The organism is Comamonas terrigena NBRC 13299, assembly GCF_006740045.1.
GTDB lineage: Bacteria > Pseudomonadota > Gammaproteobacteria > Burkholderiales > Burkholderiaceae_C > Comamonas > Comamonas terrigena.
In genome coordinates this window covers 55,968-82,461 of sequence record NZ_AP019749.1, presented here as the reverse complement: position 1 = coordinate 82,461, position 26,494 = coordinate 55,968, and the positions used below count along the sequence as shown (strand labels likewise).

Genomic DNA, 26,494 nt, shown 5'->3' with positions numbered 1-26,494 from the left:
GAATCTACAGTATTCACATCAGTGATGACAACGCCATGACACCGCTTAACTTCCGCACCCTGGACCTGAACCTGCTGCGCGTGTTCGACGAGGTCATGTCCGAACGCAGCCTGACCCGCGCCGCCGAAAACCTGGCCATCACCCAGCCCGCCGTCAGCAACGCCATGCGCCGCCTGCGCGATGCCATGGGCGACGAGTTGCTGGTACGCCACGGCCAGGGCGTGCAGCCCACGCCCCGCGCCCAGGCGCTGTGGCCCGTGGTGCGCGAAGCGCTGGCCAGCCTGGCCGACAACCTGGCGCCTGAACGCTTTGACCCCGCCACCGCCAAGACCACGCTGGTGCTGGTGATGGCCGACGCCACCGCGGGCACGCTGATTCCGCACCTGCTGGAGATCCTGGAGGTGGAGGCGCCCGGCGTGACGGTGCGCATCCTGCCGCTGACCACGCGCGACCCGCGCAGCCTGCTGGACGAGGAAACCGCCGATCTGGCCATCGGCAACTTTCCGGCCGTACTGGCCGATCTGACGGCCCGCGCCCAGTCCGGCGCCCTGGTGGCCTACGAAAGCCGGCGCCTGTATGACGGCCAGTACGTGGCCGCCATGCGCCGCGACCACCCGCTGTCGCGCCAGCCTTTGACGCTGGAGCGCTACTGCGCCGCGCGCCATGCGCTGGTCAGCTTCTCCGGCCGGGCCTGGGGCTTCATCGACGAAGCCCTGGCCTCGCTGGGCAAGAAGCGCCACATCGCGCTGACGGTGAACCAGTACGGCACCGCGGCCCGCGTGGTGGCGCAGACCGATCTGGTGACGGTGATGCCGCGCCACTTCGTGCCCATCAGCCACATGGCCGAGGAGCTGCACATTGCCAAGCTGCCGCTGGACGTGATGGCCGTGCATGTGGATGCGCTGTGGCACAAGCGCGGCCCCAACCGACCGGCCTACGACTGGATGGTGCAGGCCTTGGGCCGGGCCGCACAGCAGGCGCTGGCATTGCAGCATCCGCTGTGACCCGCCGCAACGGCGCGGTGCGACATTCCGGGACAATAGCGCTCCATGCGCATCCAGCTTTTGTCCGACCTGCACTTGGAAGTGCATCCGCAGTTTGTTCCGGAACCCGCCGCCGACGCCGATGTGCTGGTGCTGGCCGGCGATATCGGCTCCTACCAGGACGGCAGCCTGCTGCAGGACGACTGTTTCGGCCTGGAACGCTTTTCCCCGCTGCCGCAGTACGCCGGCTGGCCATGCCCGGTGGTGTTTGTCCCCGGCAACCATGAGTACGACGCCCAGGACTGGGATGCGGCGCACGCCCGGCTGCGCCGCATCTGCGACCGGCTGGGGCTGATCTGGCTGGAGCGCGACACCGCAGTGCTGGACGGCGTGCGCTTTGTCGGCACCACGCTGTGGACCGACTATGACGCCATCGCCCTGCTGGACGACCAGGTGCAGGCCGGTGACGTGGGCCGGCTGCTGAAGCTGCGCGACAAGTCCTTTCGTGCGGCCAACTTCTACCTGCAGAAAACCGGTGGCACCCGCCACGGCGAACCGTTTCTGGCGGCCCCCATGCGCGAGCAGGCGCTGGTGTGCCAGGAATGGCTGCGCACGGCCCTGGCCCAGCCTTTTGACGGTCCTACCGTGGCCGTGACCCATTTCGCCCCCAGCCTGCGCAGCAGCGACCCCCGCTATGGCATGGTGCCCGGCACGGCGGGCTTCTGCAATGCGCTGGACGATCTGCTGCCCTGTGCCCAGCTGTGGCTGCACGGGCATCTGCACACCCCGGTGGACTACACCGCCCAGGGCCTGCGGGCCGATGGCAGCGCCTGGCAGTGCCGCGTGCATGCCAACCCGCTGGGCTATGCGCGCAAGGGAGAGCAGGACAAATTCCACCCCGCGCAAAGCTTGGCTCTATGATGCATTGCAGGCGCAGGGCCTCCGCTTTCAAAAAACATGACATGCGTCAAGACAACAAGCAGCAACCCGCAATAACCTGTGCCTGTTCACTCATGGAGAAACCATCATGAAGATTCTGCTTGCTGTCGATGGCAGCCCCTACACCAAGAAAATGCTGGCCTACATGACCACGCACGAAGAGCTCACTGCCGGCACCCATGCCTACAGTGCGATCACGGTGCAGTCGGCTCTGCCCCCCCGCGCCCGCGCCGCCCTGGGCAAGGAAACCGTGGACGCCTACTACGCCGAAGAGTCGGCCAAGGTGCTGGATCCGGTGTGTGAATTCCTGGCCCGCCACAACGTCCAGCCCACGCGCATCGCCAAGGTGGGCCCCGCCGGCGAGGCCATTGCCAAGGAAGCCGTGGAAGGCAAGTACGACCTGATCATCATGGGCACCCACGGCCACGGCGCGCTGGGCAAGTTGGTGATGGGTTCGGTCAGCACCCAGGTGCTGGCCAACTGCGACGTCCCGGTGATGCTGATTCGCTGAGGCGCCTGCCCCTGCATGGCCGGAGTTGCCTCCGGGCCGTGCACCACAAAAAAACCGGTCCCTCGGAGGCCGGTTTTTTTGTGGGCGGGAACCCCTGCCGCGGCGAAAGCTGCGGCTGCCGCTGCGCAGTCAGCCCACGGCCAGCATGCTCTTCTTGGCCGGTTTGGCCTTCTGGGACAGCGGCAGGTATTCCGGTGAGGCATGCAGCGTGGCCATGCAGGTCTTGACGCACCACTCCACCACTTCGTCGTGGCTGTAGGCCTGGGTGTGCATCAGCGCGTCCACCATGGGATCGACGGCGCGGGTCATCAGCATCTGACGGGCCACCAGCAGGGGCCAGCCGGGGTGGATATGACCGGCTTCCTGCGCCTGCACAATCCATTCTTCCAGGCGCGTGCTCAGGCCCTGCAGCGCCAGCTGGTAGGGTTCCGAGGCCTTGAGCGCATGGCGGATTTCGGACTTGCGCTCGGCCAGCAGCGGTGCATCGGAGTTCAGCTGGGCCTGCAGCACCCAGCGCACAAAGGCCTGCAGCCGCTGACTGGCCACCATGCGGGCGGGCAGGCCGTCCAGGAACCCCTGGGCACGTTCCAGACCCCGCACCATGACTTCACAGCACAGGTCTTCCTTGCCTTTGAAATGTTTGTACAGCACGGCCTTGGCCATACCGGCGGCTTCGGCCACCTGGTCCAGCGTCATGGCGTCATAGCCCCGCTCGCTGAGCAAGCGGGTGCACTCTTCCAGGATGGCTTCCTTGCGGGCCCTGTGCATCATGTCCCGGAAGGAGACGTGGCTGAAGGACGGTCGATTGGACACGGTCAGATTAATATTTGTTACATATGGATCGAAATTAACACCGGACCTGTTTGCCATCAGTCAGACAACGGCTCACCTTTCTGAACAATTGTCTTTGAGGTTCACTTTTGCGCCTTGGAGCAGGGTGTCCGTCAATTGGCGCAGCAGGCTGGAGTCCAGGTTCCAGCAATGCCAGTACAGGTCGATGGATAGCATCGTACCCGGCGCGACGTCGACCAGCCGCCCATGTGACAGACGGTCGCGCACCAGCAGTTCCGGCAGCACGCCCACGCCCCAGCCGGCCTCCACCGCCCGCACCTGGGCTTCGGAATTGGGCAGGTAAAGGCTGTTCAGCACCACCTGGGACAGGCCCAGCAGGCGCGCCACGAACTCGCTTTGCATATCGTCCTTGCGGTTGAAGCACAGAAACGGCACACGGTGGAAGTTGTGGGCGTTCAGCCCCTGCGGCAGGTGGGCGGCCGCGTACTCCGGCGCTGCCACGGCCAGATAGCGCATGGCGCCCAGCGGCTGCACACGGCAGCCCTGCAGCGGCTGGCGCAAGGTGGTCACGCAGCCCAGCACCTCGCCGGAACGCAGCCATTCCTGGGTGAAATCCTGGTCGTCCGTGATCACTTCCAGCGCAATCCCTGCGCGCACCAGCGGCGTCAGCGCCTCCAGGGCCCAGGTGGCAATGCTGTCGGCATTGACCGCGACGGCCAGGCCCACCCCGGCGCCGGAGCCGGCCGTGTGGGGCGCCAGGGTCTGCATGTCGCGCGCCAGATCGGCCCGCAGCAGGCGCAACTGCTGGGCATGCTTGAGCAGCAACTGCCCGGCGCGCGTGGGCCGCAGGGGCCGGCTGCGCACCACCAGTACCGATCCGGCCTGCTCCTCCAGCGCCCGCAGGCGCTGCGAGACGGCCGACTGCGTGACATGCAGGCGCTGCGCGGCCTTCTCGAACCCACCCGTTTCCACAATGGCGGCCAAGCACTCCAAGGCCACCGGGTCCCAATGCTGCATCGCGTCTTCTCCTGCGTTGTATTAGCTGCGCTTATGGATTCACAAGGAATGTAATCCGGCTTGGCGTCCTGCGGGTGGCACACCACACTGCGCTCCATGAAAACCATCATCCTCGGCGCCGGCATCATCGGCATCAGCACCGCATGGCACCTGCGTGCCCGTGGCCACGACGTGATCGTCATCGACCGCCAGGCCGAGGCAGCGCAGGAGACCAGCTTCGCCAACGCTGGCCAGATCTCGGTTAGCTACTGCGAACCCTGGGCCAACCGCGAAGCCCCGTTGAAGGCGCTGAAGTGGATGTTCGACGCGCAGGCGCCGCTGCTGTTCCGTCCCCAGCTGGACTGGCAGCAGTGGCGTTGGGCGCTGCAATTCCTGGGCCAGTGCAACGACCGCGCCTTCGCCCGCAATGTGCAGCAGATCGTGGCCCTGGGCGCCTACAGCCACACCGCCCTGCAGCAGATGGTGGCGGAGACCGGCATCAGCTACCACCGGCTGGAGCGCGGCATTGCGCACTTCTACTCCAGCGCCCAGGCCTTCGAGGAGGCCGGCGAGGCGGTGGAAATCATGCGCCAGCACGGCGTGCAGCGCCAGCTGGTCAGCCGCGACGAGCTGCTGCGCATCGAGCCGGCTTTCACGCCCTACAAGGACCAGATCTTTGGCGGCACCTTCACACCCACCGATGAAAGCGGCGACGCCCGTGCCTTCACCCAGCAGCTGGCCCAGTTGTGCGCACAGCGCGGCGTGCAGTTTCTCTACGGCCACGATGTGCTGCGCCTGAACCAGGCCGGCGGCGAGGTGCAGTCCATCACCGTGCGCCAGCGCCTGGACGATGGCCCGGGCCGCGAACAGACGCTGACGGCCGACAGCTTTGTCGTGGCCTGCGGCAGCTACAGCGCGCCGCTGCTGCGTACCGTGGGCGTGGACCTGCCCATCTACCCCGGCAAGGGCTACAGCGCCACCTTCCGCATCCTGCAGCCCGATGCCGCGCCGTTTGTGTCGTGCATTGACGACGCACGCAAGATCGCCATGAGCCGTTTCGGCGACCAGCTGCGCGTGGCCGGCACCATCGAGCTGGGCGGCTTCGACCTGTCGCTGGACAGCCCCGTGGCCCAAGCCCGCTGCCGCATGCTGAGCGAGCGCATCGAAGAAATCCTGCCCGGTGTGTGCGATACCCGCTCCGAAGCCGAAGGCGGCCAGCCCAACTACTGGTGCGGCCTGCGCCCGGCCACGCCCACCAACATCCCGTTCATCGGCCATACCGGCGTGGGCAGGCTGTGGGTCAACGCCGGCCACGGCACCCTGGGCTGGACGCATGGCGCCGGCTCGGGCAAGGCCCTGGCGGCGCTGATCTCCGGCGAGCGCCCGGCCATGGACTTCGGTTTTCTGGGCCAGGGCCGCGACCCTGTCGCCTGGCACCAGCGCCCGGTCGAGGCCTGATCGGGTTGACTCGGCCGGGCCTGGCAGCTTTCCGCGGCGGCAGCAGCCACTGTCGCCGCGGCGGTGGGGAACGGCCATCTGACATCGGCTTTCGCTGCGCGCTCCGCAGTGTCCGCGCGACACACCCGCCCCGCCGGCGCCGCTACCATCGGCGCATGCGCAACGACCACTATCTTTTTCTGACCGCCTCGGCCCGCGAGCCCCATGTCATCGGCAACACCGAATGGCTGGCCCGCGAAGCCGCCCGCCACCTGCCGGACGACGTGCAGCAGACCTGGGTGCACCTGGCCCACGAGCCTATCCCCGCCTTTATCGATGTGCGCCACAGCGCCGGCAGCTACCCGGCGCCCGAAGGCCGCATGGCCGATCTGCTGCAGGCCACGCTGGATGCCAGCCACCTGGTGCTGGTCTGCCCGGTGTACTGGTTCAGCCTGCCCACGGCCGTGAAAGCCTATCTGGACCACTGGAGCGGCTGGCTGCGCGTGCCGGGACTGGACTTCAAGGCCCGCATGGCGGGCAAGCCGCTGTACCTGGTCAGCACCGGGGGCGAACGCCGCAAGGCCCAGCCCTCCATCGACGCGGCCCAGCTGTGCGCCGAATTCATGGCCATGCCCTGGGGCGGGGCCTTGTGGGGCAAGGGTGGCGCACCCGATGCGGTGCAGGCCGACACCGAGGCCGTGCAGGCGGCTGCCGGCTTTCTGCAGCGCGCTTGATCCGCATCGGGGGCGGGGCCTTGCACGGACCGGAAAACCGGTCTGCAGCACTGCACGCCATAATGGCGGGCGCTGCTGCCCGCTTGACCGGCATCAATCCTTTTTGACCACCATCCGCCCTGCCCTTGCTCGCTCCTGCCGCTTTTACCACCCGTGATTTCCGTCACGCCCTGGGCCAGTTCGCCACGGGTGTGACCATTGTCACCACGGCCGATGCCCTGGGGCGCCCCATCGGGCTGACGGTCAGCTCGTTCAACTCGGTGTCGCTGGAGCCGCCACTGGTGCTGTGGAGCATGGCCCACCGCGCCGCCTCGCTGCCGGTGTTCCAGCAAGGCGGGCACTACGCCATCCACGTGCTGGCTGCCGGCCAGCAGGAACTGGCCCAGCGCTTTGCCACCCGCGGCGTGGACAAGTTCGCCGGTGTGACCTGGGAAGCCAACGAGCAGGGCGTGCCCCTGATCGAAGGTGCAGCGGCCGTGTTCGAATGCAGCAACCGCAGCCGCTATGACGAGGGCGACCACACCATCTTCGTCGGCTTGGTGGAGCGCTGCCAGCACCTGCAGGGCGTGCAGCCCCTGATCTACCACGGCGGTCATATGTACGCCAAGCACGGCCTGCCGCCGGCGCCCTACACCGACTGAGCGGCCCCGCCACCCGGCAGCACCTACTGCACGCACTGCCCGGTGCAGCCCGGAAAGACAAAAAGCCTGTCCCCATGTGGGGACAGGCTTTTTTTATAGCTCTTGCAGACCACCAGCGGCTCAGCGCTGGGCGTCGGGCAGCTCGATCTTCACTTCCAGCACTTCCAGGTTGTCCTGGCGTTCCAGCTGCACCTTGATGTCGCTGGGGTTGATCGACACGTACTTGGAGATCACCGCCATCAGCTCGCGCTGCAGCGCAGGCAGGTAGTCGGGTTGGGCATTGGAGTTGCCCACGCGCTCGCGCGCCAGAATGATTTGCAGGCGTTCCTTGGCGACCGAAGCGGTTTTCTTCTTCTCGCCCAAAAGCATGGAGATCAGGGACATGCCGACTTACCTCCCACCAAAGATACGCTTGAAGAAACCGGGCTTTTGCGCGTCGATGAAGCGCATGGGCTTTTCTTCGCCCAGGAAGCGGTCCACCACGTCCTTGTAGGCCTCGGACACATCGGTGCCCTGCATGTGCACGGCGGGCACGCCCTGGTTGGAGGCCTGCAGCACGGTTTCCGACTCGGGAATCACGCCGATCAGCTCGATGCGCAGAATGTCCTGGATGTCCTCCAGCGACAGCATCTGGCCGTCTTCCACGCGGTTGGGGTTGTAGCGTGTGATCAGCAGGTGCTCCTTGACCGACTCGCCCTTGGTGGCGCGGTCGGTCTTGGAGCTGAGCATGCCCAGAATGCGGTCCGAGTCGCGCACGGACGAGACTTCGGGGTTGGTCACCACCAGCGCCTCGTCGGCGTAGTGCATGGCCATCAGCGCGCCGCTTTCGATGCCGGCGGGCGAGTCGCAGACGATGTATTCAAAGTCCATGGCCGCCAGATCGTCCAGCACCTTCTTGACGCCGTCCTGCGTCAGCGCTTCCTTGTCGCGCGTCTGCGAAGCCGCCAGCACGAACAGGTTCTCGCACTGCTTGTCCTTGATCAGGGCCTGGTGCAGATTGGCTTCGCCCTGGATCACATTGATCAGGTCATAGACCACGCGGCGTTCGCAGCCCATGATCAGGTCCAGATTGCGCAGGCCGACGTCGAAGTCGATCACTGCAGTCTTGTGGCCACGCAAAGCGAGGCCGGAAGCAAAGCTGGCACTGGTGGTGGTCTTGCCCACACCACCTTTGCCGGAAGTCACAACGACGATTTTGGCCATGTTTGCAGTTTTCCTTAGAGACTGATTGCGTGGTTCTTGTGTACGGTTCAGTCGGGGCTGTTCAGCCCCGAAGCTTACAGGGATTCGATGATGATTTTTTCCCCCTCCAGGCGTACCTTGGCGGGTTTGCCCGCCACATCGGCTGGCAGGGGGGAATCGATCGCACGGTAGATGCCGGCAATGGAGAGCAGCTGCGGCTCCATGCAGGTGCTGAAGATGCGGGCTTCGGTGTTGCCCCGGGCGCCAGCCACGGCACGGCCGCGCAGCGGGGCATAGACATGGACGTTTCCGTCGGCAATCACTTCCGCACCATAGCTGACCATGCCCAGCACCACCACATCGGTGTTGCGGGCGTAGACCTGCTGGCCGGAACGCAGCGGGCGGTCGATGATCAGGGCGTCGGACAGGGGTGCCGGGATTTCGCGCACCACTTCCACCTCACGGATCACTTCCCGGATTTCCACCGGGGCGGAGCGCGCCGGCAGTGCATCCGGTGCAGCCATCAGACCGGCGGCATGGGCGGCGGCCATCTGGTCGGCCGAGCCGCCGCGCACCGCCACGGGCTGGGTGTGGTGGCTGGAGAGCACCCGGCGCAGCTCGGCAAAGTCCACGGGGTCCACCGCCTCGCGGATGTGCGAGAGGTCGATCAGCACCGGATCGTTGTCGAAGAAGTCGGGGTCGGCGGCCAGGCGTTCTGCCAGATCGTGGGCCAGCACATGGATGTCTGTGTCCTTGAGCACCACGGCCACCACCGGCAACTGGGCACTTTTCAGGTCAAAACTGGTGCGGGCTGTGCCCTGCGATTCAACGGCCATGGAATGCGATAGGTGCGTAGGTGAAAGGAAACGCCATCTCGAAGCTGGAAAGTGTACCCGGCTGGGCGGAATGTCGGCCACGCGCCTGCCGCGGGCGCGCAACACCGTGTAACCCTGTGCGGGCGGCCAGTTGGCAGACTTGGCAGGGGCGCCGCCTGTGCGGCGCCCCGCCGTTCAGGCGGCCTGCGCCTGGCGCGCCAGGTACTGGGCGGCAAAGGCTTCGTACCAGGGCAGGCAGCCGGCATTGGCCATGGTGTCGGGGTTGACCACCTTGGCCAGCGGCTGGCCCAGCAGCAGCTTCTTGATCGGCAGCTCCTGCTTCTTGCCGGTCAGCGTGCGGGGGATCTCGGCCACCTGCACGATCTCGTCCGGCACAAAGCGGGGCGACAGCGCGGTGCGGATGGCAGCGTTCAGCCGCTCGCGCAGCGCGGCGTCCAGCGTCAGCCCCTCGCGCAGCACCACGAACATCGGCATCCAGCTTTCCTTGCCCAGGTACTCCAGGTCCACCACCATGCTGTCCAGCACCTCGGGCAGGGCTTCGATGGCGCTGTAGAGCTCACTGGTGCCCATGCGCAGGCCGTGGCGGTTGATGGTGGCGTCGCTGCGGCCGTAGATGGTGCAGCCGCCCTGCGCGCCGATGCGCAGCCAGTCGCCGTGGCGCCAAACCCCTCCGGCCGCAGCCGGCAGGTCGCCGCCGCCGGGCTGGCGGCCATGGCCGGGGGCATAGCTGTCGAAATAGCTGGACAGGTAGCGGCTGCCGTCCCGGTCGCCCCAGAAGTACAGCGGCATCGAGGGCATGGGCTGGGTGCAGACCAGTTCGCCCACGGCGTCGACCACCGGACGGCCCTGCTCGTCCCAGGCCTCCACGGCCGCACCCAGCTGGCGGCACTGCATCTCGCCGGCCAGCAGCGGCAGCTCGCGGTTGCCGCCGATGAAGGCACCGCAGAAATCGGTGCCGCCCGAGATGTTGTTCCACCAGATGCCGGGCGTGCCCAGCCGCGCAAACTGGTCCGAGCCCCACTGCTGCACATCGGGGGAAAGAGGGGAGCCGGTGCTACCCAGGCTGCGCACGCGCGACAGATCGCCGCAGTCCGCCAGATCCAGCCCGGCCTTCATGCAGCCGGTGTAGAACGCCGCGCCGGCCCCGAAATTGCTCACCCCGTGGCGCGCGGCAAAGCGCCACAGCACGCCCCAGTCGGGCTGGGCCTTGCTGCCGCTGGGACTGCCGTCATAGATCACGCAGGTGGTCCCGCCCAGCAGGCCGCTCGCCTGGGAGTTCCACATCACCCAGCCGGTGGAGCTGTACCAGTGGAAGCGCTCTCCCCAGCTGTTGGCGTCGTAGCTGGGGCCCACATCGTTGTGCAGGGCCTTGAGGCACAGCGCCACCAGCACCATGCCGCCATGGCCGTGGACGATGGGTTTGGGCAGGCCGGTGGTGCCGCTGGAATAGACGATCCACAACGGGTGGTCGAACGGTAGCCATTCGGGCGCGAAAGCAGCGGTGGCCGCATCGTCGCGGGCCAGCACCTGGGCCAGATCGGCGCTGTCGGCCACCACCTGGGCCGCATGCGGGCTGCGCAGCACCACCATATGGGCCAGCGTGGGCAACTGGGCGCGCAGCTCTTGCAGCACGGCACTGCGGTCCAGCGGCTTGCCAGCGTAGTACACACCGTCCACGGCAATCAGCGCCTTGGGTTCGATCTGCTGGAAACGGTCCAGCACGGCGGCCGTGCCCATGTCGGGCGCGCACACGCTCCAGACGGCGCCCAGGCTGGCCACGGCCAGCAGGGCCACGATGGCCTCGGGGACATTGGGCAGGTAGGCCGCCACCCGGTCGCCCTTGCCCACGCCCTGGGCGCGCAGGTGCAGGGCCAGCGCGGCCACCTGGCGCTGCAGATCGGGCCAGCCCAGCTCGCTGACCTGGCCCTGTTCGTTGTCGGCGATCACGGCCGGCATGCCGGCGGCGTGCGCGGGCTGCACATGGCGCAGCACCTGGCGCGCATAGTTCACCTGGGCGCCGGGAAACCACTGCGCACCGGGCATGACATTGCGCGCCAGCACGGCCGTGTGGGGCGTGGGCGACTCGACGTGGAAGTAATCCCAGATGCTCTGCCAGAAGGCATCGAGCTCGGTGGTGGACCAGCGCCACAGCGCGTCGTAGCTGTCAAAGCGCAGACCGTGCTGCTGCGCCAGCCACTCCTGGTAGAGGCGGATCTGGGGAATATGGGGGGGATGGGACGCAGAGGGGGAGGTAGAGAGCGGCATCCCGCCAGCGTAGGCGCAGCCCCCAATTGTCGCCATGCTAGGTGCACCAATTGACAAAGTCGGTCCGCCCGCATTGCGTGTTCTTGTCATACTTGAGGCAGTGCAAGCCTGTGCCCGCTGTCTGCGCGCACAATCCCTGCACCCAGCGCCTTCGTCCGTGCGACGGCCTGCCTGTGTTGATTTCTCAGTTGTTTACGCCAATGTCCATGCATACCGATGCCCTCATCGTCGGCGCGGGGCCCGCCGGGCTCTCGCTTGCCATCTCTCTGGCCCAGGCCGGGCTCCAGGTGACGGTGCTGGAGCAGCAGCCGGCCCTGGCCCTGCAGCAGCCCAAGCCCGACGGGCGCGAAATTGCCCTGACCCACCCCAGCGTGCAGACCCTGCAGCGCCTGGGCAGCTGGGAGCTGCTGCAGCCGCATGAGCAAGGCCAGATCCGCGAAGCCCAGATCCACGACGGCCCGGTCGGTCAGCGCCCCATGCTGGCCATCAGCGCCGATGGCAGCGGGGTGGACCAGCTGGGCCGCATCGTGCCCAACCACGCCCTGCGCCGTACGGCCTGGGAAGTGGCCAGCACCACCCCGGGCGTGGAAATCATCACCGAGGCGCAGGTGACCGCAGTGTCCGTGCACCCCTGCCATGCCGAAGTGCGCTACACCCGCACCGACCAGGGCGTGCGCTGCGAGGCCCCGGCCCTGACCGCCCCGCTGGTGGTGGCCGCCGACAGCCGATTCTCCGGCATGCGCCGCCTGCTGGGCGTCGGCGCGCAGATGACGGACTTCGGCCGCAGCGTCATCGTCTGCCGCATGCGCCACACGCTGCCGCACGAGGACATCGCCCACGAATGCTTTGGCTACGAGCGCACGCTGGCCATCCTGCCGCTGCAGCCCGATCCCGACACCGGCGAGCTGCTGTGCTCCGCCGTGATCACCACCGATTCGGCCGATGCCCAGCGCCTGCTGCAGCTCTCGCCCGAAGACTTCGCCGCCCATGTGCAGCACGACTTCCAGGACCGCCTGGGCCCGATGGAGCTGGTGGGCGAACGCCACAGCTACCCGCTGGTGGCCACCTATGCCCACCGCTTCAGCGGCGCACGCTGGGCGCTGCTGGGCGATGCCGCCGTGGGCATGCACCCGGTGACGGCCCATGGCTTCAACCTGGGGCTGGCTGGCGTGGAACGCCTGACCGCCGCCGTGGCGGCTGCACGCCAGGCCGGCCAGGACTGGGGGGATGCCGCCGTGCTGGACGCCTATGCCCAGGGCCAGCACCGCCATGCCTTCCCGATCTTTGCGGGCACCAACAGCATCGTGAAGCTCTATACCGACGCCCGTCCCCTGCCACGCGTGCTGCGCCAGGTGGTGCTGACCGGCGCCCGCCATCTGCCGCCGCTCAAGGCCGCCATCGCGGCCCAGCTCACCGGCCGCAGCCCCTGGCAGCTGATCCGCGCCACCCTGCCGCAGCCGCCCTGGGCAGGCCGCCACTAGAGCCACCACCCGAAATACCGCGTCCGCCGGCCACAGCGCAACCGTGGCCCGCATGCGACAGCCCCCCCCTGAAAATGGCGGGGCAGCTTCCAGCCCTCCCCCCAAGGCTTCACCGATTTCCGGATCGGTGAAGCCTTTTTGCTGGAGCCTGTGCAGCTATCACTATTGCAGCAGTGCGGTCCAGCACGGATGGCACTGCCCTGCTGTGGCGGCCGGCCAAGCCCATGGGGCTCGGTCATGCGCCAGCAATCCGTCATCCGTGGCACGGCGATTGCCTCTAACATCGCGCCAGTTTTTTACGGAGTACACCACCATGGGAATGTTTTCCTGGACTGAAAAGTCCCCCGCCGTCCTGCAGGGCGGCGGCGTCATCGGGCCTGATGAGCGCCTGCCCTGGGCCCAGACCGGACTGATGGGCATCCAGCACGTGATCGCCATGTTCGGCTCCACCGTGCTGGCCCCCATCCTGATGGGCTTTGATCCCAACCTCGCCGTGCTGATGAGCGGTATCGGCACCCTGATCTTCTTCCTGATCACTGGCGGCAAAGTGCCCAGCTACCTGGGCTCGTCCTTTGCGTTCATCGGCGTGGTGATCGCCGCCACGGCCTACGCCGGCAAGGGTGCCAATGCCAATATCGGCGTCGCCCTGGGCGGCATCATTGCCTGCGGCGCGGTCTACACTCTGGTGGGCCTGCTGGTGCAGGCCATCGGCACAAGCTGGATCGAGCGCTTCATGCCCCCGGTGGTGACCGGTGCGGTGGTGGCCATCATCGGCCTGAATCTGGCGGCCATCCCCGTCAAGAACATGGCCGCCAACAACTTCGAGGCCTGGATGCAGGCGCTGACCTTTGTGTCCGTGGCCCTGGTGGCCGTGTTCACCAAGGGCATGCTGCAACGCCTGCTGATCCTGATCGGCCTGATTGTGGCCAGCATCCTGTACGGGGTGTTCACCAATGTGCTGGGCTGGGGCAAGCCCATCGACCTGAGCGGCGTGGTCAATGCCGCCTGGTTCGGCCTGCCTACCTTCCACGCCCCGGTATTCAATGCCAATGCCATGCTGCTGATCGTGCCCGTGGTCATCATCCTGGTGGCCGAGAACCTGGGCCACATCAAGGCCGTCACGGCCATGACCGGCAAGAACCTGGACCAGTACATGGGCCGGGCCTTCATCGGCGACGGCGTGGCCACCATGGTCTCCGGCGCCGCCGGCGGCACGGGCGTGACCACCTATGCCGAAAACATCGGCGTGATGGCGGCCACCCGCATCTACTCCACGGCGGTGTTCTTCGTCGCGGCCCTGCTGGCCGTGCTGCTGGGCTTCAGCCCCAAGTTCGGCGCGCTGATCCAGGCCATTCCGCTGCCGGTGATGGGCGGCGTGTCCATCGTCGTGTTCGGCCTGATTGCCGTGGCCGGCGCCAAGATCTGGGTGGACAACAAGGTGGACTTCTCGGACACCAAGAACCTGATCGTGGCCGCCATCACCCTGATCCTGGGCACCGGTGAATTCACGCTGAAGTTCGGCGAATTCGCCCTGGGCGGCATCGGTACCGCCACCTTCGGCGCCATCATCCTGTACGCGCTGCTGAACACCAAACGCAGCAACTGACCGCGCGGCGCAGTCGCGCGGCACCACCCCTCAAACGCCCCCAAGCCCCGCAGGCGGAGCCTGCGGGGCTTTTTTCATGCCCACCCCGGGCGGCCCCGAGCCCGCCGATGCGCCACCGATTTATTGCAGTGCAGCATCAAATTGCACTTCGATGCAAGCAATCACTTCCCACAAACACCTTTCCGTTAAAGGACCTACCTTGACCGGCAGGTTATTTAGTGCAAACCCTTAAACAAGGGATAACGCTGATACCATTTCTCACGGAGATCTATAAGAGCCGCCCATGAAGGCGGCTTGTTTTTGCAAAGTTGGAGAAACCCCGATGACCCTGACAGACCGCGTCCGCTACCCAGAATTCCAAACGCGCTTCATGTCGGCAGAGGCCGCAGCGGCCCTGATCCCCCACGGCGTGAACGTCGGCATGAGCGGCTTCACCGGTGCAGGCTACCCCAAGGCCCTGCCGCAGGCGATTGCCGCCCGTGCCAAGGCCGAACATGCCGCCGGCAATCCTTACAAGATCAATGTGTGGACCGGCGCCTCCACCGCAGCGGAATGCGACGGCGTGATGGCCGAAGCCGAGGCCCTGGGCCAGCGCCTGCCCTTCAATACCGACCCGACGGCCCGCAAGGCCATCAATGCCGGTGACATCGACTTCATCGACATGCACCTGTCCCATGTGGCGCAGCACGCATGGTTCGGCTTTCTGGGCCATATGCACGTCGCCGTGGTGGAAGTGCTGGGCGTCACCCCCGACGGCCTGCTGATCCCATCCACCGCCGTGGGCAACAACAAGACCTGGCTGGAGATCGCCGACAAGGTGATCCTGGAGGTCAACACCAAGCCGCCCGCCAAGATGGAAGGCATGCACGACATCTACTACGGCACGGCCATTCCGCCGCGCCGCGTGCCGATCAACATGACGCATGCGGACGACCGCATCGGCCAGCCTTATCTGCGGGTGGATCCGAGCAAGGTGATTGCCGTGGTGGAGACCCACAAGGGCGACCGCGACAACGTGTTTGCCGTGCCGGACGAGAACTCCAACAAGATCGCCAGCTACATCATCGATTTCCTCTCGCACGAGATGAAGATGGGCCGCCTGCCCAAGGAAATGCTGCCCATCCAGTCCGGCGTGGGCAATGTGGCCAATGCCGTGCTGGCCGGCCTGCTGCACGGCCCGTTCGAGAACCTGCTGGGCTTCACCGAAGTGCTGCAGGACGGCATGCTGGACCTGCTGCGCGCCGGCAAGATGAGCAAGGCCTCGGCCACCTCCATCTCGCTGGGCGCCGCCGCCTGCAAGGACTTCGAGGACAACATCGACTTCTACCGCGAGCGCATCATCCTGCGCCCGCAGGAGATCTCGAACCACCCCGAGCTGGTGCGCCGCCTGGGCATCATTGCCATGAACTCGATGATCGAGGCCGACATCTACGGCAACATCAACTCCACCCACGTGATGGGCACGGGCATGATGAACGGCATCGGCGGTTCCGGCGACTTTGCGCGCAACGGTTATCTGTCGTTCTTTGTCACGCCGTCCGTGGCCAAGGACGGCAAGATCAGCTGCATCGTGCCCATGTGCTCGCACGTCGACCACACCGAACACGACACCCAGATCATCGTCACCGAACAGGGTCTGGCCGACCTGCGCGGCCTGTCGCCCAAGCAGCGCGCCAAGGTCATCATCGACCAGTGCGCCCACCCCGACTACCGCCCCATGCTGCACGACTACTTCGACCGGGCCCGCCAGCAAGGTGCACAGCACACGCCCCACCTGCTGACCGAGGCCCTGAGCTGGCACCAGCGCTTTGTCGACACCGGTGACATGCGCGCCTGAGCCCCTCGGCTCCCCAGCGCCACCGCCTGCAGCCGCACTGCAGGCGGCAGGACCACCCCGCCCGGCATGCCGGGCTTTTTTGTGCCCGCCCCGCACGGCCCCCGCACATTACCAAACCGTCATGTGAAGTTCATGCCGCACGCGCCGGCCCGCTCCTAGCATCCACGACCTGTGCCTACCTGGGTGCGGGACGCCCCTCGACCTGCACCGTTTTGCGAAAGACTGTGCATGCGCGATCTGATTCCGTCCCTTCCCCTTTCCACGCTGACAGCCCGGCTGCAGCGCCACCGCACAGCGGCCTTGCTGGCCGGCGCGCTGTGTGCCTTCCCGGCGTGGAGCGAAACCCCACCCGCCGTGCAGGTGGCCCCGGCCGCCTTGCGCGCCGTCCAGGTCGCCACGGTGCAGGCGCCACAGGCAGGTCAGCTGTTCTGGGCCCCCGCCCACCTGGAATACCTGCCGGGCCAGCTCGACAGCGTCGTGGCCCCGGTGCAGGCACGGGTGACCGCCATCCATGTGCAGCCCGGCCAGACCGTCAAGGCCGGCGCCCCGCTGGCCACCCTGGTGAGCGCCGATGCCCTGCGGATGCGCCACGAAGTCCGGGCCGCGCAGCTGGCCTCCGAGACCGCCAGAACCGAACTCCAGCGCCAGCAGAACCTGGTGGAGCGCGGCGTGGGAACCGACATGGAGCTGCGCTCCGCCCAGGCCCGCAGCAAGGAAGCCGCCCAGGAGCTGGAACGTGCCAGAGGCACGGCCGCCCTGCTGGGCCAGGATGGTGGTGACCGCATCGTGTTGCGCGCGCCGCATGCCGGCGTCGTGGCACAGCACCAGGCGACCATGGGCGCACTGGCCGAGGCCGGCGCCGTGCTGTTCGCCATCGGCAATCCCCAGTCGCTGGGCATTGTGGCAGACGTGTTCGAGGCCGAACTGGCCGGTCTGAAAGCCGGCAGTGCCGCCCAGGTCGAGCTGCAGACCCAGGCCGCCGCCGTGCCCGCCAAGGTGCTGCAGGTCGGCGCCGTGGTGAACGCCGAATCCCGCCGCGCAGCAGTCCAGCTGGCCTTTGCGGACAAGACCGTGCCGGCCGGCCTGCGTGCCGGCATGCAGGCCCGCGTCGGCATTGCCATGGAACGCGGGGACCAGATGATGGTGCCGCTGGCCGCCGTGCTGATCAAGGGCGAAAACCGCACCGTGGTGTTTGTGCAGACCGGCGAACACGCGTTCGCGGCGCGGGACATCCAGCTGGGCCAGCCCGTGCGCGGCTGGGTGCCCGTGATCTCCGGGCTCAAGCCCGGCGAGCGCATCGTCGTGCGTGGCGCCCTGCTGCTGGATGGCGCTGCCAGCCAGATGCTGTAAAGGATTCAGGACTACAGCATGCTGCGTGCGTTTATTGACTTCGTCGTCCACCGACGGCTGGTGGCCCTGTGCGCCACCCTCGCGATTGCCATCTACGGCATCTACGCCTACCTGCAGACCGCCATCGAGGCCTACCCCGATGTGACCAATGTGCAGGTGGGCATCATTGCGCAGGCCCCTGGCCTGGCTCCGGAAGAGGTGGAGCGCCAGATCACCCAGCCGCTGGAGCGTGAGCTCAACGGCACCCCCGGGCTGATCTCCCTGCGCTCGGAAAGCTACTTCGGCCTGTCCATGGTGAACCTGGTGTTCAACGATGACGCCAACAGCTTCAAGGCCCGCGCCGAAGTGGCGCAGCGCCTGCCCCAGGCCGACCTGCCCCCGGGCGTCACGCCCGAGATGGCGCCCGACTACACCCCGCTGGGCAAGATCTACTACTACCGCCTGCGCAGCGACCGCCATACGCTGGACCAGCTGCGCTCGGAGCAGGAATGGAACATCGTGCGCGTGCTCAAGCAGGTGCAGGGTGTGGCCGACGTGGTGAGCGTGGGCGGCTTCGTCAAGGAATACCACGTCGAGGTGAACCCCGACAAGCTGTACCGCCTGGGTCTGTCGCTGGGCGATGTGACCGAGGCCCTGGAGAAGTCCAACCGCAACGTGGGCGGCGGCCTGCTGCGCCGGGGCGAACAGTCGTTCATCATCCGCGGCATCGGCCTGCTGAAGTCTCCGCAGGAGATCAAGGACGTGGTGGTGCAGCTGCGCGGCGGTGCGCCCGTCACCATCGGCGATGTGGCCCAGGTCATCCAGTCGCACACCCCCCGCCAGGGCTCGGTGGGCATGGACGACGAGAACGATGTGGTGCAAGGCATCGTGCTGCTCAAGCGCGGCGAAAACCCCTCGGTGGTGCTGGAAGGCATCCATGAAAAGGTGGAGCAGCTCAATGGTGGCCTGCTGCCCGAAGGCATGCACATGGAGGTCACCTACGACCGCTCCGACCTCGTGGGCCACACCCTGGCCACGGTGCAGCACAACCTGCTGTTCGGCGCCTGCCTGATCATCGCCATCCTGTGGCTGGTGCTGCGCAGCATCCGCGGCTCGCTGATCGTGGCGGCCGTGATTCCGCTGTCGCTGCTGGTGGCCTTCATCGGCCTGCACTGGCTGGGCATGCCGGCCAACCTGATCTCCATGGGCGCCATCGACTTCGGCATCATGGTGGACGGTGCCGTGGTGCTGGCGGAGAACATCATCCGCAACGCCCGCCTGCGCAAGCCCACCACCCAGCGCGAGATGCGCGCCATCATCATCGACTCCGCCATCGCCGTGGCCAAGCCCACGCTGTTTGCCATGGCCATCGTGATTGCCGCGCTGATCCCGGTGTTCTCGCTGGAAAGCATCGAAGGCCGCATCTTCCGTCCGCTGGCCATGACCTACAGCTTCGCGCTGCTGGGCGCCCTGCTGTTCGCCATGGGACTGGTGCCCGCCCTGTGCGCGCTGTTCCTCAAGCCCAAGCATGTGATGGCGCCCGAGCCGGCGGTGTTCGAGCGCATGGACCATGGCTTCCACCGCTGGATTGCCGCGACGCTGCACAACCCACGCCGCCGCACCACGGTGGCGGCAGTGGCCCTGGCCATCCTGGCGATTGCAGGTCTGTCCGCCACCAAGCTGGGCACCGAATTCCTGCCTGCCCTGGACGAAGGCGATGCCTATGTACTGGTGCAGATGCCCGCCTCCATCTCGCTGGAAAAAGGCCAGGAAGTGCTGGCCGATGTGCGCCAGATCATCCGCCAGTTCCCCGAGGTGATTTCGGTCAGCACGGAACAGGGCCGTCCGGAGTCGGGCACCGACAACGAGACCCTGAACATGGCCAAGGTGCTGGTCCGCCTCAAGCCGCTGAAGGAATGGCGTGCCGGGCTGGACAAGTCTGCACTGATCGAGGAAATGCGCGCGCAGCTGGGCACCATTCCCGGGGTGGCATTCAACTTCTCGCAGCCCATCCGTGACAGCGTGGAGGAATCCACCTCCGGCGCCCGCGGACAGGTCGTGCTGAAGGTCTTCGGTCCCGAGATTCCGCAGCTGCGCGCCATCCTGCAAAAGACCATGGAAGAGGTGCGCCACATCGAGGGCGTGGTCGACCTGGACCTGTACCGCGATGCCCCCGCACCGCAGCTGCACGTGGAGTTCAACCGCGAAGCCCTGGCACGCCAGGGCATCCCCATGGACACCGCGCAGAAGACGCTGGAGCTGGCCCTGGCCGGCGACATTGCCACCACGCTGTGGGAAGGCGAACGCGGCATCCCGGTGCGCGTGCGCCTGCCCTATGCGAACCGCATGGATGAGTCCAGCATCCGCGACATCGCCATCCCCACGGCCTCCGGAGGCTCCGTGCCGCTGCATGCCGTGGGCACGGTGTCGGTGAAGATCGGCAATGCCTCCATCTTCCGCGAGAACAACCTGCGCTACATGGCGCTGAAGTTCAACGTCGAAGGCCGCGACATCGGCTCGGTCGTCAAGGAAACGCTGGCCACCTTCAAGGACAAGGTGCAGGTGCCCGATGGCTACCAGGCCGTCTGGGGCGGCGAGTGGGAGAACCAGCAGCGTGCTGCCAAGCGCCTGCAGGTGGTGGTGCCGCTGTCGCTGCTGATCGTGTTCGCCCTGCTGTTCGGCGCGCTGGGACAGGCTCGCAGCTCCTTTGTGATCCTGCTGTGCACCCCCTTCACCATGGTGGGCGGCATTGCCGCACTGCACTTCACCGGCATCGAGCTGTCCATCAGCGCGGCCATCGGCTTCATCGCCCTGCTGGGCCAGGTCGCGCTGGCGGGTCTGCTGGTGATTTCCTCGGTGGAGTCGCTGCGCCGCCAGGGCACGCCGCTGCTGGAAGCGGTCGTGGAAGGCACAGTCGAGCGCCTGCGCTCGGTGCTGCTGGTCGCCATGCTGGCCTTGCTGGGCCTGTTGCCCATGGCCTTGTCCACCGGCGTGGGCAGCGAAACCCAGCGCCCCTTTGCCTCGGTGATCGTGGGCGGCATGTTGGTGCTGCCGATGGTTGCACTGGTGCTGCTGCCCGTGCTGTACGTATGGCTGGGCCCCAAGACCCTGAAGAAACCGGATGAGTTGGATGAAGACCATTAAAACCATTGCCGTGGCCGCTGCCCTGGTGGCAGCAGGTGCCTGCCTGGCCGCAGAAACGGTGCCCGGCACGGCCTCCCGCGCTGCGGGAGAGCCCACAAACGCCACCACCGCCTCTGCCGACCCGCTGCCCCAGTCCCTGGGTCTGGTGGAGTTCCTGTCCCTGGTGCGCAGCCGCCATCCGGTGCTGCGCGCCATGCCGCTGCGCCAGGGCATGGACCGTGCCGATGTACGCATCGCCGGGACCTGGGCCAACCCCAGCATCCACTACGCCCGCAAGCCCGATGAAAAGGAATGGGGCATCGAGCAGCCGGTGCCGGTCTTCGGCCAGGTGTCCATGCGCACCGAGGCCGCCAAACTGGCCGCAGCCACGGCCCAGGCCGAGCGCTCCGTCGAAGCGCAGGACATCCTCAACCAGGCAGCCCAGCGCTTTGCGGAGCTGCTGGTAGCCCAGGAAAAGCTGAGCGCCAAGCAACAGGCCATGGAACACCTGAACCAGGCGGTCAAGGTGGTCCAGGGCCAGGTGGAACTGGGGGCCCGCAGCAAGTACGACGGTGCCCGCGTCGAACTGCAGCGCGCCCAGCTCGAGGCGCAGCTGGAACAGCAACAGGCCGAGACACAGGCCGCCCAGGCGGCCCTGGCGGAACTGCTGGTTCAGCCCCATTGGCAACCCCGCGCCATCGGCAGCCTGCTGCCGGCCAAGCCGGTCCCGGCTGCGGCCGATGCGTCGTTCGACCGCCTGTGGGAACAGGCTGCGCCCCAGCTTCCCCAGCTGCAGGCGGTCCATGCCAAGGTGCTGCAGGCCGAACAGCTGATCAGCCAACAGGCCCGCGAAGCCCTGCCCACGCCCAGCATCGGCGTGGCGCGGGTGCGCAACCGCCCCGACGGCAGCAGCTACAACCAGGTCGGCATCTCGATGGAGCTGCCGCTGTTCGATCGCAAGCAGGGTGCGGTGGACCGTGCCCGGCTGGAGTACGAACAGGCCATGCTGGAAGAGCAGTCCGCACAGCAACTGGCGCGACAGCGTCTGCAACAGGCCCTGGCGCAACGCAACCTGCTGCGCAAGACGCTGCAATCGTTTGAGAGCCGCGGCCTGACCCAGCTGGACCCGCTGCGGCGCATGGCCCTGGATGCCTACCGCCTGGGGCAAAGCAGCATCCTGGAATGGCTGGACGCCATGGAATCGGTGGCGGAGCACCAGCAGCAGTACCTGGATCTGACGCTGCGCGTCTGGCAGGCCGAGTGGGAACTGCAGACGGCCCAAGGCCGCCAGCCCCTGCCGCCGCAGTGAAACGGCCACCGGCGCCAACATGCCCCTATGGACAGGGGTGAACCACCCCTGTCTATAGTAGGCGGTCTGCCGACTTCACCACTGCCATGCCCCGTTTCCTGATCATCGAAGATGACACCCAGAACGCCCGCTTTCTGGCCGAAGGCATGCGCGAGCTGCAGGCCGAGGTGTGTGTGTGCCACGATGGCATGGAAGGGCTGACCCAGGCGGTCACCGGCCACTGGGAGGCCATCGTGCTGGACCGCATGCTGCCCGACGGTTTCGACGGCCTGAAAATCCTGCAGGCGCTGCGCGGCATGGGCAACACCACGCCGGTGCTGGTGCTCAGCGCCCTGTCCACCACGGACGAACGCGTGCGCTGCCTCAAGGCCGGCTGTGACGACTATCTGACCAAACCCTTTGCCTTTTCCGAACTGCACGCCCGCCTGGAAGCCCTGCTGCGCCGCGTGCACACGCCAGCCCCCATCCCCATGCTGGAAGTGGCAGACCTGCGGCTCAATCTGCTCAGCCGCTATGCCGAACGCGGCGGCACCACCTTGCAGCTGCAGCCCCGGGAATTCCGGCTGCTGGCCTTTCTGGCCCGCCATGTGGACCAGACCGTCACCCGCACCATGCTGCTGGAGTCGGTGTGGGACTACCGCTTCGACCCGCAGACCAATGTGATCGACGTGCACATCAGCCGCCTGCGCAACAAGGTGGACAAGGGCTTCAACCCGCCTCTGATCCACACCGTGCGCGGCGTCGGCTACTGCCTGTCCACCACCGCACCCACCGCATGACCGCGCCGTCTTCCATCGGCCGCCCGTGGAGCTCCATCGCCTTTCGCCTGGCGCTGTACTACGGCGGTCTGCTGCTGCTGACCATGGTGGTCGTGCTGGCCATCTTCTACGTGCAGATGGTGGGGGTGCTCAGCAACCGCATGGACCAGCAGGCCAAGCAGGATCTCAAGCGCCTGGAAACCTTGTCCCGCCACTACGGCGAGGCCTCGCTGGAGCTGGAGATCCGCAACCTGCTCAACGACGGGGTCGACAGCCAGACCGAGATCGTGATCCTGACCGATGCCCACGGCGCCGTGCTGCTGGGCAATGCCAGCATCCAGCCCGAGCGCAGCCTGACGACGGCAGGCCTGCGCGAGCTGCGGCTGCAGCGCCACGGCCGCACCATCACCGGACGCGTGGCCGTGGCGCTGCTGCCCAGCGGCAACATGCTGGTCGTGGGTTCCGACATGGAAGCGCTGCGCGATATCGAACAGCGTTTCATGCGCGCCAGCCTGTCTGCGGTGGTGATCGTGGTGATCCTGGCCCTGTCCGGCAGCGTGGGCTTCCGGCGCCTGGTGGATGCGCGCGCCACCAGCATACGGCGCACCCTGCAGCAGGTGGCCAATGGCGAGCTGGGGGCCCGCATTCCCCTGTCCGAGCGGGACGATGAATTCACGCGCCTGGCACACGACATCAACCGGATGCTGGACCAGGTCGAGCAGCTGATGGATGGCGTGCGCCATGTCTCCAACACCATCGCCCACAATCTGCGCACGCCGCTGACCCGGGTGCTGCTGCAGCTGCGCAGCGCCCGCTACCTGGACGGCCCGGAACAGCGGCGCCAGCTCGAACGCGTCGAGCAGGAGCTGCAGGACCTGGGCACGGTGTTCGAGAAACTGCTGCAGATTGCCGAGCTGGAATCCGGCATGCGCCGCCAGGAATTCACCGCCGTGGATCTGTACACGCTGCTGGCCGAAGTGGACGATCTGTACGCCCCCGTGGCCGAGGATGCGCAATGCACCATGACAGTTGAACTGCAGGACCAGCCCCGGGCACTGGGCGATGGCGATCTGCTGGCCAGCGCCTTGGCCAATCTGGTGGAAAACGCGCTGAAATACGCCTGCCAGCAGCCCGGCGGCCAGATCACCATCACCGCACAGCAGCACGACGCCATGGTGGAACTGCGCATCCAAGACAATGGCCCGGGCGTCCCGCCGGAGCGGCTGCACCAGCTGACCCAGCGATTCTTCCGCGCCCACGAACGCCAGCCCGGCCATGGCCTGGGCCTGTCCAGCGTGCAGGCCATCGTGGCCCTGCACGACGGGCAGCTGAGCTTTGCCAACCTCCACCCGGGCTTTGAGGTGCGCCTGACGCTGCCGGCCGCGCCAGCGGCATGAGGCCCTGCGCGGCAAGGCCGCCTTGTCGCGGAGTAGGCAGCGCCGCCCCGCCGCGCCACGGCATGATGCCGGTCTAGCTACAAGGAGACAGCACACCATGGCGATCTGGAAGAAGCAAGCCAGCCTGGAAGAGATGAACGCCCGCAACGCCGGTTGTGCGGTGGGCCATCTGGGCATCGAAATCACCGAAAAAGGCGACGACTACCTGGTGGGCCGGGTGCCCGTGGATGCGCGCACCAAGCAGCCCTTCGGCCTGCTGCACGGCGGGGTCAGCGTGGTGCTGGCCGAAACCCTGGGCTCGGTCGGGGCCTTCAACGCCTGCCCGGAAGGCCATATGGCCGTGGGGCTGGACATCAACGCCAACCACCTGCGCCCGGCCACCAGCGGCTGGGTCACGGGTACGGCCAGGCCGGTGCACATCGGCCGCACCACCCAGGTCTGGCAGATCGATATGGTCAACGAGGCCGGCGAGCTGACCTGCGTGTCGCGCATCACCATGGCCATCCTGCCGCCGCGGGACTGAGTCGGCCCGTCGACACCCAACAAAAAAGGCTCCGCGTGCGGAGCCTTTTTTTCGGTTTTTCCAGCGCTGCTGCCTGTTTTTCAGGCAGCCTCGTAGGCCTGTCGTGCCAGTGCCTGGGCCAGGATCCACGCGGGATCGACCAGGCTGGCGCCCTGGGCTTCGGGGGCCTGCGGCAGGGCCAGCGGAATCTCCGTGCAGCCCATGATCACCGGCACATCGCCATGCTGCCGGCGCATGCCTTCCAGCACGTGGCCGAAGCGCTGTGCGGCCAGCGCCAGATCGCCCTGTTTCACCCCATCGTAGATGCCTTGCATGAGCTGCTCGATGCCTGCGGCATCCGGCACCAGCGGCTCGATGCCACAGGACCGCAAGGCCTCGTCATACAGGCCCGTGCGGTAGGTGCCCGCCGTGGCCAGTACTACGGCCCGGGTCGCCCCCTGGCGCTGCAGATGGGCCGCGGTTTCCTGTGCAATGTGCAGGATGGCCAGTTGCGGAAACAGCCCCTGCAACTGGCTGTGCCAGACATGGGCCGTATTGCAGGCCACGGCCACGCTGCGCACGCCCAGGGCGGCCAGTCGCCCTATGCCTTGCAGCATGTGGGGCGCCGGGTCCTGCGGGCCCGGCGGCGTGCCGCTCAGGGCCTGGGTGCGGTCCGGAATCGGCATCTGCACCAGCCAGTGCTCGGGAAATGCCTGGTCACGCACTGGCTGGCCATGGTCCTGCAGATAGGCCGTGCACGCCTGCACGAACAGGCGCACAAAATCGGCCCCGGCGGCTGGCCCCATGCCGCCCAGAATACCCACCGCACGCGGCGGAGCCATCACACCGGGCACCATGGTCAGAATGCGGGCTTGTCGCTCTGTTCGACCAGGTTCTTCTTCAGCGCGTCACCCATGGCCAGACCCAGGGCCGTGCTGGTGGGTGGAATGGGCTGCAGGAACCACTTGTCATACAGCTTGGTGAACTCGCCGGACTTCATCATGCCGCCGATCACGCCATCGACCAGCTTCTTGAAGGCAGGGTCGTCCTTGCGCACCATGCAGGCATAGGGCTCGACCTGCAGCGAATCGCCCACCACTTCAAAGTCCTTGGCGTTCTTGGCGTTGGCGATCAGGCCGTACAGCAGGATGTCGTCCATGGCGAACGCGGCAGCGCGGCCGCTTTCCACCAGCAGGAAGGCGTCGGCGTGGTCCTTGGGCATCACGATGTTGGCACCCCAGTTGTTCTCGGCATTGGCCTTGCGCACCACCTGCAGATTGGTCGTACCCGAGGTGATGGCCACGGTCTTGCCCTTCAGGTCCGCATAGTTCTTGATGCCGGAATCCTTCTTCACCACCAGACGCGTGCCGGTGTAGAAGTGGTTGATGGCGAAGTCCACGTCCTTGCCGCGCGTGGTGTTGTTGGTGGTCGAGCCGCATTCCACATCGATCGTGCCGTTCATCAGCAGGGGAATGCGGTTCTGCGAGGTCACGGCCTGCCAGTTCACCTTCAGGTCGGGCTTGCCCACGGCCTTCTTCACGGCGTCGGCAATCGCGTTGGAGATGTCCACCGTGATGCCCACGGGCTTGCCGCCATTGAGGTAGCTGAAGGGCACCGAAGACTCGCGGTAGGCCAGCGTGATCTGACCGTTTTCCTTGGCCTTGGACAGGGTGTCGGCGTGGGCGGTTGCGAGGCTGGCCAGACCCAGAGCGGCGCAAAGCAAAGTGGTACGAAATTGCATGTGATTCCCTCGTTGGCTGCAAATGTGCAGGCCAGTGTAGGAACTGTCCTGCCGTTTGAGGGATGCCAATTGCACGCCCATCCATGCCTTTTGTT

The 26,494-nt window shown here is 66.7% G+C and carries 23 protein-coding genes; 15 read left to right on the top strand and 8 right to left on the bottom strand.

Annotated elements, in window-relative coordinates; all coding sequences use genetic code 11:
• The first annotated feature begins 35 nt into the window (after nucleotides 1-35).
• The 3 genes from CT3_RS00325 (at nucleotide 36) to CT3_RS00315 (ending at nucleotide 2,433) form a co-directional block, all read left to right on the top strand.
• Nucleotides 36-1,004, top strand: coding sequence for a LysR family transcriptional regulator (locus tag CT3_RS00325; protein ID WP_066538601.1), 969 nt, complete (start codon nucleotides 36-38; stop codon nucleotides 1,002-1,004).
• A 45-nt stretch (nucleotides 1,005-1,049) separates the two neighbouring features.
• Nucleotides 1,050-1,904, top strand: coding sequence for a metallophosphoesterase (locus tag CT3_RS00320; RefSeq protein ID WP_066538599.1), 855 nt, complete (start codon nucleotides 1,050-1,052; stop codon nucleotides 1,902-1,904).
• A gap of 106 nt (nucleotides 1,905-2,010) precedes the next feature.
• The gene (locus CT3_RS00315; RefSeq protein ID WP_066538597.1) at nucleotides 2,011-2,433 is read left to right on the top strand and encodes a universal stress protein; all 423 of its coding nucleotides are present in this window, start codon (nucleotides 2,011-2,013) and stop codon (nucleotides 2,431-2,433) included.
• A 129-nt stretch (nucleotides 2,434-2,562) separates the two neighbouring features.
• On the opposite strand, the gene CT3_RS00310 is transcribed toward CT3_RS00315, so the two are convergent.
• On the bottom strand, nucleotides 2,563-3,246 hold the full coding sequence (locus CT3_RS00310) for a TetR/AcrR family transcriptional regulator (RefSeq protein WP_172591881.1): 684 nt from the start codon (nucleotides 3,244-3,246) through the stop codon (nucleotides 2,563-2,565).
• Nucleotides 3,247-3,318: 72 nt separating this feature from the next.
• Nucleotides 3,319-4,242, bottom strand: coding sequence for a LysR family transcriptional regulator ArgP (locus CT3_RS00305; protein WP_066538592.1), 924 nt, complete (start codon nucleotides 4,240-4,242; stop codon nucleotides 3,319-3,321).
• Between the two features lie 96 nt (nucleotides 4,243-4,338).
• Here CT3_RS00305 and CT3_RS00300 point away from each other — a divergent pair, with 96 nt between their 5' ends.
• From CT3_RS00300 to CT3_RS00290, 3 genes are all read left to right on the top strand, one after another.
• The gene (locus tag CT3_RS00300; RefSeq protein ID WP_066538590.1) at nucleotides 4,339-5,679 is read left to right on the top strand and encodes a D-amino acid dehydrogenase; all 1,341 of its coding nucleotides are present in this window, start codon (nucleotides 4,339-4,341) and stop codon (nucleotides 5,677-5,679) included.
• A gap of 155 nt (nucleotides 5,680-5,834) precedes the next feature.
• Complete coding sequence (locus CT3_RS00295) at nucleotides 5,835-6,392, top strand: flavodoxin family protein (protein WP_066538589.1); 558 nt, start codon at nucleotides 5,835-5,837, stop codon at nucleotides 6,390-6,392.
• Between the two features lie 125 nt (nucleotides 6,393-6,517).
• Nucleotides 6,518-7,033 (top strand): flavin reductase family protein, encoded by a 516-nt coding sequence (locus CT3_RS00290; RefSeq protein ID WP_370510822.1) that lies wholly within the window; start codon nucleotides 6,518-6,520, stop codon nucleotides 7,031-7,033.
• A 120-nt stretch (nucleotides 7,034-7,153) separates the two neighbouring features.
• On the opposite strand, the gene minE is transcribed toward CT3_RS00290, so the two are convergent.
• The 4 genes from minE to CT3_RS00270 all read right to left on the bottom strand — a co-directional run bounded on the left by minE (nucleotide 7,154) and on the right by CT3_RS00270 (nucleotide 11,316).
• Nucleotides 7,154-7,417 (bottom strand): cell division topological specificity factor MinE, encoded by a 264-nt coding sequence (minE, locus tag CT3_RS00285; RefSeq protein WP_066538587.1) that lies wholly within the window; start codon nucleotides 7,415-7,417, stop codon nucleotides 7,154-7,156.
• Between the two features lie 6 nt (nucleotides 7,418-7,423).
• Nucleotides 7,424-8,236, bottom strand: coding sequence for a septum site-determining protein MinD (gene minD, locus CT3_RS00280; RefSeq protein ID WP_066538586.1), 813 nt, complete (start codon nucleotides 8,234-8,236; stop codon nucleotides 7,424-7,426).
• A 74-nt stretch (nucleotides 8,237-8,310) separates the two neighbouring features.
• Nucleotides 8,311-9,051, bottom strand: coding sequence for a septum site-determining protein MinC (gene minC / locus CT3_RS00275; protein WP_066538578.1), 741 nt, complete (start codon nucleotides 9,049-9,051; stop codon nucleotides 8,311-8,313).
• 174 nt (nucleotides 9,052-9,225) lie between these two features.
• On the bottom strand, nucleotides 9,226-11,316 hold the full coding sequence (locus CT3_RS00270; protein WP_066538575.1) for an acetoacetate--CoA ligase: 2,091 nt from the start codon (nucleotides 11,314-11,316) through the stop codon (nucleotides 9,226-9,228).
• A gap of 200 nt (nucleotides 11,317-11,516) precedes the next feature.
• On the opposite strand from CT3_RS00270, the gene ubiM reads away from it, so the two are divergent.
• The 9 genes from ubiM to CT3_RS00225 all read left to right on the top strand — a co-directional run bounded on the left by ubiM (nucleotide 11,517) and on the right by CT3_RS00225 (nucleotide 24,679).
• The gene (gene ubiM / locus CT3_RS00265; RefSeq protein WP_066538574.1) at nucleotides 11,517-12,797 is read left to right on the top strand and encodes a 5-demethoxyubiquinol-8 5-hydroxylase UbiM; all 1,281 of its coding nucleotides are present in this window, start codon (nucleotides 11,517-11,519) and stop codon (nucleotides 12,795-12,797) included.
• A 313-nt stretch (nucleotides 12,798-13,110) separates the two neighbouring features.
• Nucleotides 13,111-14,403, top strand: a complete 1,293-nt coding sequence (locus tag CT3_RS00260) for a solute carrier family 23 protein (protein ID WP_066538573.1) — start codon at nucleotides 13,111-13,113, stop codon at nucleotides 14,401-14,403.
• Nucleotides 14,404-14,725: 322 nt separating this feature from the next.
• Nucleotides 14,726-16,240, top strand: coding sequence for a succinyl-CoA:acetate CoA-transferase ScpC (gene scpC / locus CT3_RS00255; RefSeq protein ID WP_066538572.1), 1,515 nt, complete (start codon nucleotides 14,726-14,728; stop codon nucleotides 16,238-16,240).
• A gap of 228 nt (nucleotides 16,241-16,468) precedes the next feature.
• Nucleotides 16,469-17,590 (top strand): efflux RND transporter periplasmic adaptor subunit, encoded by a 1,122-nt coding sequence (locus CT3_RS00250; protein ID WP_066538571.1) that lies wholly within the window; start codon nucleotides 16,469-16,471, stop codon nucleotides 17,588-17,590.
• 18 nt (nucleotides 17,591-17,608) lie between these two features.
• Complete coding sequence (locus CT3_RS00245) at nucleotides 17,609-20,713, top strand: efflux RND transporter permease subunit (protein ID WP_066538569.1); 3,105 nt, start codon at nucleotides 17,609-17,611, stop codon at nucleotides 20,711-20,713.
• Nucleotides 20,700-22,001 (top strand): TolC family protein, encoded by a 1,302-nt coding sequence (locus CT3_RS00240; RefSeq protein ID WP_066538567.1) that lies wholly within the window; start codon nucleotides 20,700-20,702, stop codon nucleotides 21,999-22,001. The genes CT3_RS00245 and CT3_RS00240 overlap by 14 nt, the downstream gene beginning before the upstream one ends.
• Before the next feature lie 86 nt (nucleotides 22,002-22,087).
• Nucleotides 22,088-22,780: a response regulator transcription factor gene (locus CT3_RS00235; RefSeq protein WP_066538561.1), complete on the top strand. Its 693-nt coding sequence runs from the start codon at nucleotides 22,088-22,090 to the stop codon at nucleotides 22,778-22,780.
• Nucleotides 22,777-24,156, top strand: a complete 1,380-nt coding sequence (locus CT3_RS00230) for a sensor histidine kinase (protein ID WP_066538559.1) — start codon at nucleotides 22,777-22,779, stop codon at nucleotides 24,154-24,156. Before CT3_RS00235 ends, CT3_RS00230 begins: the two co-directional genes overlap by 4 nt.
• 97 nt (nucleotides 24,157-24,253) lie before the next feature.
• Nucleotides 24,254-24,679 (top strand): hotdog fold thioesterase, encoded by a 426-nt coding sequence (locus CT3_RS00225; protein WP_066538554.1) that lies wholly within the window; start codon nucleotides 24,254-24,256, stop codon nucleotides 24,677-24,679.
• An 80-nt stretch (nucleotides 24,680-24,759) separates the two neighbouring features.
• Here CT3_RS00225 and CT3_RS00220 read toward each other — a convergent pair whose 3' ends face one another.
• Both CT3_RS00220 and CT3_RS00215 read right to left on the bottom strand, forming a co-directional pair.
• A complete protein-coding gene (locus CT3_RS00220) occupies nucleotides 24,760-25,515 on the bottom strand; it encodes an aspartate/glutamate racemase family protein (RefSeq protein WP_225608806.1) in 756 nt (251 codons plus the stop codon).
• A gap of 2 nt (nucleotides 25,516-25,517) precedes the next feature.
• Complete coding sequence (locus tag CT3_RS00215) at nucleotides 25,518-26,399, bottom strand: amino acid ABC transporter substrate-binding protein (protein ID WP_066538552.1); 882 nt, start codon at nucleotides 26,397-26,399, stop codon at nucleotides 25,518-25,520.
• Nucleotides 26,400-26,494: the final 95 nt, after the last annotated feature.

Coding starts and splice junctions, on each gene's coding strand:
- minE (WP_066538587.1), bottom strand. CDS start 7,417: ATGTCCCTGATCTCCATGCTTTTGGGCGAGAAGAAGAAAACCGCTTCG.
- CT3_RS00235 (WP_066538561.1), top strand. CDS start 22,088: ATGCCCCGTTTCCTGATCATCGAAGATGACACCCAGAACGCCCGCTTT.
- minD (WP_066538586.1), bottom strand. CDS start 8,236: ATGGCCAAAATCGTCGTTGTGACTTCCGGCAAAGGTGGTGTGGGCAAG.
- CT3_RS00230 (WP_066538559.1), top strand. CDS start 22,777: ATGACCGCGCCGTCTTCCATCGGCCGCCCGTGGAGCTCCATCGCCTTT.
- CT3_RS00260 (WP_066538573.1), top strand. CDS start 13,111: ATGGGAATGTTTTCCTGGACTGAAAAGTCCCCCGCCGTCCTGCAGGGC.
- CT3_RS00315 (WP_066538597.1), top strand. CDS start 2,011: ATGAAGATTCTGCTTGCTGTCGATGGCAGCCCCTACACCAAGAAAATG.
- CT3_RS00320 (WP_066538599.1), top strand. CDS start 1,050: ATGCGCATCCAGCTTTTGTCCGACCTGCACTTGGAAGTGCATCCGCAG.
- CT3_RS00295 (WP_066538589.1), top strand. CDS start 5,835: ATGCGCAACGACCACTATCTTTTTCTGACCGCCTCGGCCCGCGAGCCC.
- CT3_RS00215 (WP_066538552.1), bottom strand. CDS start 26,399: ATGCAATTTCGTACCACTTTGCTTTGCGCCGCTCTGGGTCTGGCCAGC.
- minC (WP_066538578.1), bottom strand. CDS start 9,051: ATGGCCGTTGAATCGCAGGGCACAGCCCGCACCAGTTTTGACCTGAAA.
- CT3_RS00240 (WP_066538567.1), top strand. CDS start 20,700: ATGAAGACCATTAAAACCATTGCCGTGGCCGCTGCCCTGGTGGCAGCA.
- CT3_RS00300 (WP_066538590.1), top strand. CDS start 4,339: ATGAAAACCATCATCCTCGGCGCCGGCATCATCGGCATCAGCACCGCA.
- scpC (WP_066538572.1), top strand. CDS start 14,726: ATGACCCTGACAGACCGCGTCCGCTACCCAGAATTCCAAACGCGCTTC.
- CT3_RS00305 (WP_066538592.1), bottom strand. CDS start 4,242: ATGCAGCATTGGGACCCGGTGGCCTTGGAGTGCTTGGCCGCCATTGTG.
- CT3_RS00325 (WP_066538601.1), top strand. CDS start 36: ATGACACCGCTTAACTTCCGCACCCTGGACCTGAACCTGCTGCGCGTG.
- CT3_RS00220 (WP_225608806.1), bottom strand. CDS start 25,515: ATGGTGCCCGGTGTGATGGCTCCGCCGCGTGCGGTGGGTATTCTGGGC.
- CT3_RS00225 (WP_066538554.1), top strand. CDS start 24,254: ATGGCGATCTGGAAGAAGCAAGCCAGCCTGGAAGAGATGAACGCCCGC.
- CT3_RS00245 (WP_066538569.1), top strand. CDS start 17,609: ATGCTGCGTGCGTTTATTGACTTCGTCGTCCACCGACGGCTGGTGGCC.
- ubiM (WP_066538574.1), top strand. CDS start 11,517: ATGTCCATGCATACCGATGCCCTCATCGTCGGCGCGGGGCCCGCCGGG.
- CT3_RS00270 (WP_066538575.1), bottom strand. CDS start 11,316: ATGCCGCTCTCTACCTCCCCCTCTGCGTCCCATCCCCCCCATATTCCC.
- CT3_RS00250 (WP_066538571.1), top strand. CDS start 16,469: ATGCGCGATCTGATTCCGTCCCTTCCCCTTTCCACGCTGACAGCCCGG.